This is a genomic window from Corynebacterium sp. HMSC078H07, from assembly GCF_001812805.1.
Taxonomy (GTDB): Bacteria; Actinomycetota; Actinomycetes; order Mycobacteriales; family Mycobacteriaceae; genus Corynebacterium.
The window spans coordinates 1-9599 of the sequence record NZ_KV810461.1 but is presented as its reverse complement, the minus strand read 5'-3'; the positions used below and the strand labels follow the sequence as shown (position 1 = coordinate 9599).

Annotated in this window: 11 protein-coding genes and 1 pseudogene; 7 read left to right on the top strand and 5 right to left on the bottom strand. The window is 60.0% G+C overall.

The genetic code is table 11. The annotated features are described in order from the left end of the window. Positions 1–351, bottom strand: a pseudogene (locus HMPREF2875_RS03755) (IS3 family transposase); the annotation flags it as partial. A gap of 99 nt (positions 352–450) precedes the next feature. Beyond that, positions 451–993, bottom strand: a complete 543-nt coding sequence (locus HMPREF2875_RS03750; protein ID WP_239107288.1) for a hypothetical protein — start codon at positions 991–993, stop codon at positions 451–453. Positions 994–1070: 77 nt separating this feature from the next. Between HMPREF2875_RS03750 and HMPREF2875_RS03745 the strand changes: the two genes are divergently transcribed. The 3 genes from HMPREF2875_RS03745 to HMPREF2875_RS03735 all read left to right on the top strand — a co-directional run bounded on the left by HMPREF2875_RS03745 (position 1071) and on the right by HMPREF2875_RS03735 (position 3909). After that, entirely contained in the window at positions 1071–2015 is a 945-nt protein-coding gene (locus HMPREF2875_RS03745) for a methionyl-tRNA formyltransferase (protein ID WP_005325328.1), read from the top strand. Positions 2016–2080: 65 nt separating this feature from the next. Continuing rightward, positions 2081–3097, top strand: coding sequence for an iron-siderophore ABC transporter substrate-binding protein (locus tag HMPREF2875_RS03740; RefSeq protein WP_005291893.1), 1017 nt, complete (start codon positions 2081–2083; stop codon positions 3095–3097). 173 nt (positions 3098–3270) lie between these two features. Continuing rightward, on the top strand, positions 3271–3909 hold the full coding sequence (locus tag HMPREF2875_RS03735) for a DedA family protein (RefSeq protein WP_005325329.1): 639 nt from the start codon (positions 3271–3273) through the stop codon (positions 3907–3909). Between the two features lie 10 nt (positions 3910–3919). Here the strand turns inward: HMPREF2875_RS03735 and HMPREF2875_RS03730 are convergent, their stop codons facing one another. The 3 genes from HMPREF2875_RS03730 to HMPREF2875_RS03720 are packed head-to-tail and all read right to left on the bottom strand — an operon-like array spanning position 3920 to position 6965. Continuing rightward, on the bottom strand, positions 3920–4702 hold the full coding sequence (locus HMPREF2875_RS03730) for an ABC transporter ATP-binding protein (protein WP_019176090.1): 783 nt from the start codon (positions 4700–4702) through the stop codon (positions 3920–3922). A gap of 50 nt (positions 4703–4752) precedes the next feature. After that, positions 4753–5847 (bottom strand): FecCD family ABC transporter permease, encoded by a 1095-nt coding sequence (locus tag HMPREF2875_RS03725; RefSeq protein ID WP_005325330.1) that lies wholly within the window; start codon positions 5845–5847, stop codon positions 4753–4755. Beyond that, positions 5847–6965: a FecCD family ABC transporter permease gene (locus tag HMPREF2875_RS03720; protein WP_005325331.1), complete on the bottom strand. Its 1119-nt coding sequence runs from the start codon at positions 6963–6965 to the stop codon at positions 5847–5849. Before HMPREF2875_RS03720 ends, HMPREF2875_RS03725 begins: the two co-directional genes overlap by 1 nt. 524 nt (positions 6966–7489) lie before the next feature. On the opposite strand from HMPREF2875_RS03720, the gene rpsH reads away from it, so the two are divergent. Genes rpsH through rpsE form a run of 4 tightly spaced genes read left to right on the top strand, consistent with a single transcriptional unit; the run spans position 7490 to position 9537 of the window. Further along, complete coding sequence (gene rpsH / locus HMPREF2875_RS03715) at positions 7490–7888, top strand: 30S ribosomal protein S8 (RefSeq protein WP_034986964.1); 399 nt, start codon at positions 7490–7492, stop codon at positions 7886–7888. A gap of 14 nt (positions 7889–7902) precedes the next feature. Further along, the gene (gene rplF, locus HMPREF2875_RS03710; RefSeq protein ID WP_035004244.1) at positions 7903–8439 is read left to right on the top strand and encodes a 50S ribosomal protein L6; all 537 of its coding nucleotides are present in this window, start codon (positions 7903–7905) and stop codon (positions 8437–8439) included. Continuing rightward, positions 8439–8849: a 50S ribosomal protein L18 gene (gene rplR / locus HMPREF2875_RS03705; protein ID WP_035004242.1), complete on the top strand. Its 411-nt coding sequence runs from the start codon at positions 8439–8441 to the stop codon at positions 8847–8849. The genes rplF and rplR overlap by 1 nt, the downstream gene beginning before the upstream one ends. Before the next feature lie 40 nt (positions 8850–8889). Further along, positions 8890–9537, top strand: coding sequence for a 30S ribosomal protein S5 (rpsE, locus tag HMPREF2875_RS03700; RefSeq protein ID WP_070670418.1), 648 nt, complete (start codon positions 8890–8892; stop codon positions 9535–9537). Positions 9538–9599: the final 62 nt, after the last annotated feature.

Below are 9599 nucleotides of genomic sequence, written 5' to 3'. Positions count from 1 at the left end.
GGCGAGTGCATGTCCGACGAGTTTGCGCGAGTAGACGTCGATGACTGTGGCAAGGTACATGTTCTTGCCTCCCTTACACGGCAGGTAGGTGATATCGCCTACATAGACCTGGTTCGGCTTATCAGCGGTGAATCTGCGGCCTACTAAATCTGGCATGACGCGGTGGCCAGGCTTGCGCCTGGTGGTGATGCACCGACGCCGTTTAGTAAAGCCTTTCAGGCCCATGGATTTCATGATGCGTGCGACCTTCTTGTGATTAATCGGAGGAAAGTCCGTATCGTCGTTGAGGCTTGCAGCGATGCGTTTAGCACCATAAAGCCCGTGCTCATCATCGAAGATGGCCTTGATTCGTGTCAATCCGACGGCAACATCACACTCACCACTTTTCTGTAGACATAAGACCTAGACCCCGCTAGACACGTGTAAAACAATGCTAGGAACGGCCCTATTTTACAGGAAACATTCTGCCGCATACCGGCGTAACAATAGGGTGTACTCCTCGCTGCGGTCTTTGGCTGCCGGCAGGAAGACGCGGTTGATCTGGGGGATAAGCCCTGCCGTGACTGCCCGGTCCAGTGCGCCCGTGAGGTCATGCAGATGGATCCAGTCATCGCCATCCAAAAACACCACGGTGGTATCCGCACCGCGGTCATCGAGGCGCGCGGTGCAGCGCCTGCCGAATACCTTCCGGTCGATGGACAGGCGTGCGCCGGGCAAGTCCGCGATGACTTCTGGGGAGCGAGGCGGCCAGAGTGTCTGGTCCACAGAATCGCCGCTCAATAGGCTCGCCTGTGGGCCTGCGCCGTGTGCGTTATGTGGATCGGGATATTTCAGCTCGCCGGATTGAAAGCTATAGGTCACTGCTGAGTGCGCCGGGATGCGCACATCGACGGTGGACATCGATTCGGTGAGCTCGACGTTCGAGCGGTAGGGGTCCGGGAAAACGAGGGCTTCCGCATCCGCGGGCACCGAGATTCGGTGAAGGGTGGTCACGTCCGGGGAGTCTGGCATGAAAATTGCGCCACTTTCATCATTGACTACATAGGTAAACCTAAGCTAACATCCCCTGCATGCGAGTTGCTGTTTTCGGCTATCAGTCGTGGGGACACCGGACGTTGTCTGCGGTCATCAATGCTGGTCATGAAGTAGTTTTGGTAGTTACGCACCCTGCCAGCGATCACCCTTATGAGCAAATGTGGGCAGACTCCGTTGAGGAGCTCGCCAGCGAACATGAGCTCCAGGTGTGTGTCACTGAGCGCGTGGGTCAAGACGTCATTGAGGCGTTGCGCGATGCTGCACCAGACATCATCGTGGCCAACAATTGGCGAACCTGGCTTCCTCCCGAGGTTTTCAGCCTGGCCAAGCACGGCGCATTGAATGTCCACGATGGTCTCCTGCCCGAGTACGCCGGATTTTCGCCCATCCTGTGGGCGCTGTTGAACCGGGAAACTCACGTGGGCGTCACTGTGCACGAGATGGATGAAGTGCTGGACGGCGGACCCATCGTTGCCCAGCGCGCGATCCCCGTGGGTCCGCAGGACACCACCACGGATCTCGTGGCCAAGACCATCGACCTCATCGAGCCCCTCGTGGAACGCGCATTGAGTGACGTCGCCCAAGGCACCGCCACTGCGCAACCTCAAGATCCCACCCGCGCTACGTACTTCCACAAGCGCGGCGAGCAGGAATCTCGCATAGATTTCACCCAACCTGCGGAAGATATCGCCTTGCTGGTCAGGGCGCAGTCCGACCCGTACCCCAATGCTTACTTTGAATTCCGAGGCCAGCGCGTCCGCGTGCTTTCCGCGCACGTCTCGCAGGGCCGCTTCGGCGGAACCCCCGGCCGAGTCACCATCCCTCACGAGGGAGGAATCGCGGTGGTCTGTGGATCGCCCCGTGCCAACGTGCCGGCGCCGGCGATTGTTCTGGATCGTGTTCGTCTCGACGACAACTCGGAACTGACCGCCACCGAATTCTTTGGACATAGGGCTGGATATATCCAACCAAAGGTTTGACCTTTCCCTTTTGTGTACGGGCCACGCCTCGCGCGGAAATCCGTCACCAGTAACAACGGAGAAAAATGACACTCAAGAAGATTCTCGTTAGCACCGCTGCTGTGCTGACCTTGGGCGCGGCACTGACCGCTTGCTCGACTGATGACCAGTCCGGAAATTCCGGGGACTCCCAGGCAGTCAACGCCGAGCAGGGCGCATTCCCCACCACCATCGAGCACCGCTACGGCTCCACCGAAATCAAGGAAGCCCCGCAGCGCGTGGTCTCCTTGGGCTACACGGATCAGGACGCACTGCTGGCGCTGGGAGTTACTCCTGTCTCCGTGAAGTACTGGGACGGAATGACCCCGGATGGTCAGGCTGCGGGCAACTGGTCCAATGACAAGATCGAGGGCGACACTCCTCGGATCGACAAGGACACAGAAGTCAACGCGGAAGCCATCGCCAAGGACAATCCAGACCTCATCGTGGCCGTGTACTCGGACATCGATGAAGACACGTACAAGAAGCTGTCTGAGATCGCCCCTGTCGTCGTACAAAAGGGCGAATACGAAGAACTACAGCAACCATGGGACGTGACCACGGAAGAGATCGGGCAGGCCGTGGGCAAGCCTGAAGAGGCAAAGCGCCAGGTGGAGCAGGTCAAGGAGAAGTTCGCAGAGCTCAAGGGCCGCCACCCAGAATGGGCCGAAAAGGAACTCGGCGTGGCCACTGTCTCCGACGAGAGCCTGGCTGTCTTTGCCGAGGGCGATCCGCGTAGCCGCTTCTTCACCGAGCTGGGATTCAAGATCAACCCGGCCTACGCGGGCATCACCAAGGACAAGTTCTACGGTGAGGTCTCCAAGGAAAACGCAGACCAGATCAACTCTGACGTGCTGGTGTGGGATCAACTGTCTTACTCTCCGAAGCAGAGCAAGGCTTCTGTGACCGAGGATCCGATCGTGGGCAAGCTGCCCGCCGTGAAGGACGGACACAGTGTCTACCTGGAAGGCGACCTGGAAAAGGCCTTCGGATGGCAGACCGTGCTGAGCCTGAACTACCTGCTGGACAAGATCGAGCAGCCGTTGGCAGACGCCACGAAGTAGTCTGAATCAACTGCCGAACCGCCCCGCATGAACGTGCTGGGGCGGTTTTGCTGTTGCTGGCTAGGGGACGGGCACTCATGGGGATAACGGATGCACGCTAGGGGCGAGCTGCCTGTATTCCGGTCAGAAACCGGGGTAAGAATAGACCAGTTGTTTTCTAGAAGGGATTCCCTGTGCACTTAAGCGACCTCATGGACGCCACCACCCTGCTCCAGAACTTTGGCGGCTGGGCGCTCGGCGGCATTGCGCTGATTATCTTTATTGAATCCGGCGTGCTCTTCCCGTTCCTCCCCGGCGATTCCATGCTGGTCACCGCGGCAATCTTGCGCGATCAGCTGGGCTTGAACGTTCCGATTCTGGTGGGCGTGGCCATCGTCGCGGCGTTCTTGGGCGACCAGGTAGGTTTCTGGCTCGGCCACCGCTTTGGCCGCAAGTTGTTTAAGCCCGACGCCAAGATCCTCATAACCGAGCACCTCGAACAAGCCGAGGCTTTCTTCCTGAAGTACGGGCCGTTGGCTCTGGTACTGGGGCGCTTCATCCCGATCGTGCGTACCTACATTCCCGTGGCCGCTGGTACCGCGGAGATGCCGTACAAGAAGTTCGTGGGATGGAACGTCACGGGTGCAGTGCTGTGGATTGTCAGCATGGTCGGCATTGGCGTGCTGCTGGGGGATATCCCGGGCATTGCGGATCGCATCGACATGATCGCCATCGTCATCGTGCTGGTGTCTGTGACTCCGGTGGTGATTTCCGCGATGATCAACTGGCGGAAGTCCAAGAAGACTCCCGCCCAGGAGCTGATGGAGGACTAAGCCCTGATCGTCACTTGGGGACGATCAGCGGACCGCCGGTGACAGGATCCTCGATGACTAGCGCGTTGAGGGCAAACGCCTCGAGCAGTAGCTCTGGGGTAATGACCTCGCTGGGACGCCCGGTGGCGAGGACCTGTCCATCCTTCATCACCACGAGATTATCGCTGTAGCGTACAGCCAAGTTGAGATCGTGCAGCACCATCACCACAGTCCGATCCAGCTCTCGGCGTAGACGCTGCACCAGCTCCAAAATCTCTACCGACGTGGCCAGATCCAGGTAGGTGGTGGGCTCGTCCAGGAACAGGATGTCCGTGTTCTGCGCAAGAACCATGGAGATCCACACACGCTGCCGCTGCCCTCCGGACAGAGAATCCAGGGTGCGCTCCGCCAGCCCCATCGAGCCAGTCATTTCCAGCGCCTTGTGCACCTCGGCTTCGTCCGTGGACGACCACTGACGGATCCACGATTGGTGTGGGTGCCGACCGCGCGAGACGAGATCAGCCACGTTGAGTCCCTCCGGGGCGGTAGGGGTTTGTGGCAGCACGCTGATGGTCCGTGCGAGGTCCTTGCGCCTGATGGATGAGATATCGGCGCCGTCTAACAGCACTTCGCCCTCATTCGCCGGAAGGAGACGAGACATGGCTCGCAACAACGTGGATTTGCCGCAGCCATTGGGGCCGATGATTGTGGTGATCTGCCCGCGAGGAAAGTCCACGTCCAAGCCTTCGATGACCGTCCGGTCGCCGTAGCCCACGGCGAGGCCGCGTGCGCTCATGCTGTGCTTCTGAGTCATGTGTCCTTCTTTGTTCGCGGCACTGCTAACTTCCAGGGTGGGATCTTTTCTCATGCCGTGGTTGACCTATTCCGTTGGACCAGCAAATAAATAAGGAACGCACCGCCGATTGCCGAGGTGAGAATGCCCACCGGCAGCTCTACGGGCAGAAGAGTTTGGGTGCTGATATCTGCCAGCAGGAGTAGCGCAGCGCCGGTCAGCGCAGAGGCCAGAAGCGGTGGTGCAGAGCAGTTGCACAAGCGCAGCGCCACCTGTGGGGCCACGAAGGCGACGAACCCGATGGGGCCAGCGGCCGAGACCGCCACTGCTGCCAAAGCCACGGCAGCGGCGAGCAGAAGCACCTGCACACCCTGGACGTTTTGTCCCAAAGCCCGTGCAGTATCCGAGCCCAGCAAGGTGGCTAAAAGTTGGTGACCAATCCAGGCCAGCAGCGGTGTAAACACCAACACAACAATGGCGATGGGCCACATCTTGGACCAGTCCGCAGTGCTCAGGGAGCCAGTAAGCCAGAACTGCGCGGCCGCGGCATCGCGCAACTCCGTGCGGATCATCAGGAAGTTGATATACGAGGTCAACAGAGCAGAGATGATGATGCCGAACAGCACTAGCCGGAAGGAATCAGTCGATCTCCTCCACGCCAGAGCCCACATCACCGTTGCGGTGACAGCCGCACCAAGCACCGCGGCCAAGGGAATGCCGATGCTGCTGAGCCAGCCGAGGAAACCACCAGCGCCACCACCCAGAGTGATGACGGTGACCGCGGCCGCGGACGCGCCCGTAGTGAAGCCCAAGATATCCGGGCTGGCCAGCGCATTGCGAGTCACGGACTGAGTGAGGGCTCCGGATAATCCCAGCGCACAGCCCACCAGAATGGCCGTCAGCGCACGAGGCATGCGCCAATCCAAAACCACCAGACGCTCAATGCGGGTGCCCTGGCCGGTGAACAGCACCTCCAGCACACGAGCCGGGGACACAGGATAGTCACCCAGGCCGATGGAGACCGCCGCTAGCAAGACGATCGCCACGAGCAGCAATAGAGACACCGTCAACGCGCGAGGGCGCCAGACCACAGAAAATGAGCCCACGCGGAATGGCGGGCGCCCAGGGATAGTGGAAGAGGTAGGGCGGGCAAGGAGGGAACTCATTAAATGGCCACCACCCGGCGTCGATAAATAAGGGCGATGAAGAACGGCGCGCCCACGAACGCGAGGATGATGCCTACTTGCAACTCGCCCGGACGAGCGATCAGACGGCCCACCACGTCTGCGAACAGCATCATCACCGCACCCGTCAGGGCAGAGTAAGGGAGGATCCAGCGGTAATCAGGGCCCGTGATGGCGCGCACGAGGTGCGGGACCACCAGGCCGATGAAGGTGATGGGGCCGGCGGCAGCTGTCGCGGCACCGGCCAGCAGTGCGATCAGAGCCATGCCAATCAGGCGGGCGCGCTGGGTGTTGATGCCCAGTCCGGAGGCGATGTCATCGCCCAGATTCAGGAGGTTTAGCTGCGGTGCCGTGATGAACGCCAGCAGGAGGCCCACCAGGATAAACGGCAGCACGCCGTAGAACACGGTGAGATCCCGGCCCGCGATGGAGCCGACGGTCCAGAAGCGCATGCGATCCAGATTGGCATCGTCAGTGAGGATAAAACCGCTGATGATGGCGCTGAGGACCGCGGACAAAGCCGCGCCGCCGAGGACCAGCGTCATTGGATTGGCCTGTCCTCCTCCTATGGACGCCAAACTAAACACCAACGCAGTAGCAGCGATGGCCCCACCGAACGCCCACATGCTGGTAGCCCACACGGACGTCACACCCAGCAAGGAGAAGCTGGCAACCACGGCCAGGGACGCACCGTAGTTGATGCCGAGAATGCCCGTGTCCGCGAGAGGGTTGCGCGTGTGCCCTTGGATCAATGCACCGGAGGCGCCAAGGGCAGCACCGGCGACTAGGCCCAACAGGGTGCGGGGAATGCGGAGCTCGACGATCACGCGCTGATCCACATTCAGCCCCTCCGCGTGGCCGAACGCCGTGCCGAGATCGCGGAACACGGCGGACACTTCTCCAAAAGGGATCTGCCGTGATCCAAACACGATGCTGGCAACGATGCTGGCGAGCAATAGGAGGAAAAGGACGCCGAGGCCGACGAGGCGACGCGGGATTTTACCTGATGGAGCGCTGGCAGAAGCGTCCGCAGTAGCGTCCGCGCGAGACCCCAGGTGTGATTGAGAAGGGGATTGCGCATGCGGGGTAGAGATAGCCATGCATCCCTCCTTGACGCGTGAAAGTCCATGATCTTAACGGGAGCAAGCTTATATGAACAAGGTAAGCCTAATCAAAGTACTACAAGGAGGGATTGTGGAGCTGTGCAGGTGAGTGTGTGAGCCAGCAGGTGCGGCTAGTGAGGTCGGTCGGCCCTGAATGGCGCCGACCCTACACCTCAGCTCTATGCTTCTGAGCAGGGATTTGGACATGTTTTAGCTGGTTGCTAGGCTAGTCAGGTCTTGCCGTAGGTAGGTACCCCCATGTTCTTTTTTTCGACGCTAACGCGTCAAAATCCCGGGAATGCCACATGACCTGCGGAAAGAGTCTCCCGCTACAAGGGAGAAAAACTGTACATCCACTTTGTTACAGGCCCCTCGCCCGAAGCGGCCGCACGGATAAAGGCAGCGAGCACCCCTAACTACTGAGTTAGGCGGAGCGTGAGTAGCCAGCGATCGTGCGGTACACGCGATTCATCAAGGGTGAGCACGGGAACCGTAACGAAAAAGGCAACAGGTCACTTCACATGACCATGACTGATCCGATTGCGGACATGTTGTCACGAGTGCGCAACGCAAACAATGCGTTCCACGACACCGTGTCTATGCCATCCTCCAAGATCAAGGCCAACATCGCCGAAATCTTGAAGCAGGAAGGCTACATCGCCGACTACTCCGTTAACGACGAGACCGTCGGCAAGACCCTGGAGCTTAACCTGAAGTACGGCCCATCTCGCGAGCGTTCCATCGCTGGCGTGCGTCGTGTTTCCAAGCCGGGTCTGCGCGTTTACGCAAAGTCCACTAATCTGCCAAAGGTTCTCGGTGGCCTGGGCGTGGCTATTATCTCCACGTCCCAGGGTCTGCTGACTGACCGTGAGGCCAACAACAAGGGCGTGGGCGGAGAAGTCCTCGCCTACGTCTGGTAAGAGGAGGTTTAACCATGTCTCGTATTGGCAAGGCACCGGTGACCGTCCCCTCTGGCGTCACCGTCACCATCAACGGCCAGAACGTTGAAGTCAAGGGTCCTAAGGGCACCCTGGCTGAAGAGATTCCGGCACCAATCACCGTGGCTCAGGAAGGCGAAGAACTCGTCGTCTCCCGCCCCGATGACCGCCGCAAGAACCGTTCCCTGCACGGCCTGTCCCGCTCCCTGATCAACAACATGGTCGTGGGCGTTACTACTGGCTACACCATCAAGATGGAAATCTTCGGTGTGGGTTACCGTGTGCAGCTCAAGGGCCAGAACCTGGAGTTCGCACTGGGCTACTCTCACCCAGTCCTGATTGAGGCGCCTGAGGGCATCAAGTTTGCCGTCGACGGAAACACCAAGTTCTCCATCGAAGGCATCAACAAGCAGCAGGTTGGACAGATCGCCGCTAACATCCGCCGTCTGCGGAAGGATGACCCATACAAGGGTAAGGGCATCCGTTACGAAGGCGAGCAGGTCCGTCGCAAGGATGGAAAGACGGGTAAGTAATGAGCAACAACGCAACGAACAAGGAAGGCCAGCGTTTGCCGGTGGGCAAGGACATCTCCACCCGCCGTCGCAACGCTCGCGCACGTCGCCACTTCCGTATCCGCAAGACCCTGTCCGGCACCCCAGAGACTCCACGTCTCGTTGTGCACCGTACCTCTCGTCACATGCACGTTCAGGTCATCGACGACACCGTCGGTCACACCCTGTGCGCTGCGTCCACCCTCGAAGCAGAGGTCCGTGGAGTCGAGGGCGACAAGAAGGCACGTGGCGCCAAGGTTGGCGAACTGATCGCACAGCGTGCGAAGGAAGCTGGCATCGAGGCAGTCGTCTTCGACCGCGCTGGCTACCAGTACCACGGCCGCGTCGCCGCTCTGGCTGACGCCGCCCGCGAAGGTGGTCTGAAGTTCTAATGACCACCAACACCATGAACTCCAACGGAAGGAACGCGTGATGTCGGAACGTGACCGTAACGGCGGACGCTCCGCCGATAACAACCGCAACGATCGCAACGAGCGCGGCGGCCGCAACGACCGCGGTGGCCGTAACGATCGTCGCAACAACCAGCAGGACGAGCGCAACCAGTACATCGAGCGCGTCGTCACCATCAACCGTGTGTCCAAGGTCGTCAAGGGTGGTCGTCGCTTCAGCTTCACCGCTCTGGTGATCGTGGGTGACGGCCAGGGCATGGTCGGTGTCGGCTACGGCAAGGCCAAGGAAGTCCCGGCTGCTATCCAGAAGGGTGCCGAGGAAGCTCGCAAGAACTTCTTCCGTGTCCCGATGATCAACGGCACCATCACCCACCCGGTGCAGGGCGAGGCCGCAGCAGGCGTCGTCATGCTGCGTCCGGCTGCACCAGGTACCGGTGTTATCGCCGGTGGCGCAGCCCGCCCGGTGCTGGAGTGCGCTGGCGTCCAGGACATTCTCTGCAAGTCGCTCGGCTCGCCGAACGCCATCAACGTTGTTCACGCAACGGTGGCCGGCCTCAAGGAGCTCGTGCGCCCAGAAGAGGTCGCCGCACGTCGTGGCAAGAGCCTCGAAGAGGTTGCTCCGGCAGCCATGCTGCGCGCTCGTGCTGCAGGACAGGGGGGCATACTCTAAATAATCTTTCGGGAACCTTACATTAAACGGTGCTGTTGCAAAGTTGGGGCAGTAGAAAGACC

What these genes read in the sequence shown, in the direction of transcription:
- HMPREF2875_RS03745 (WP_005325328.1), top strand. Translation starts at nt 1,071, where the DNA reads ATGCGAGTTGCTGTTTTCGGCTATCAGTCGTGGGGACACCGGACGTTG.
- HMPREF2875_RS03740 (WP_005291893.1), top strand. Translation starts at nt 2,081, where the DNA reads ATGACACTCAAGAAGATTCTCGTTAGCACCGCTGCTGTGCTGACCTTG.
- HMPREF2875_RS03730 (WP_019176090.1), bottom strand. Translation starts at nt 4,702, where the DNA reads ATGACTCAGAAGCACAGCATGAGCGCACGCGGCCTCGCCGTGGGCTAC.
- HMPREF2875_RS03725 (WP_005325330.1), bottom strand. Translation starts at nt 5,847, where the DNA reads ATGAGTTCCCTCCTTGCCCGCCCTACCTCTTCCACTATCCCTGGGCGC.
- HMPREF2875_RS03720 (WP_005325331.1), bottom strand. Translation starts at nt 6,965, where the DNA reads ATGGCTATCTCTACCCCGCATGCGCAATCCCCTTCTCAATCACACCTG.
- rpsH (WP_034986964.1), top strand. Translation starts at nt 7,490, where the DNA reads ATGACCATGACTGATCCGATTGCGGACATGTTGTCACGAGTGCGCAAC.
- rplF (WP_035004244.1), top strand. Translation starts at nt 7,903, where the DNA reads ATGTCTCGTATTGGCAAGGCACCGGTGACCGTCCCCTCTGGCGTCACC.
- rplR (WP_035004242.1), top strand. Translation starts at nt 8,439, where the DNA reads ATGAGCAACAACGCAACGAACAAGGAAGGCCAGCGTTTGCCGGTGGGC.
- rpsE (WP_070670418.1), top strand. Translation starts at nt 8,890, where the DNA reads ATGTCGGAACGTGACCGTAACGGCGGACGCTCCGCCGATAACAACCGC.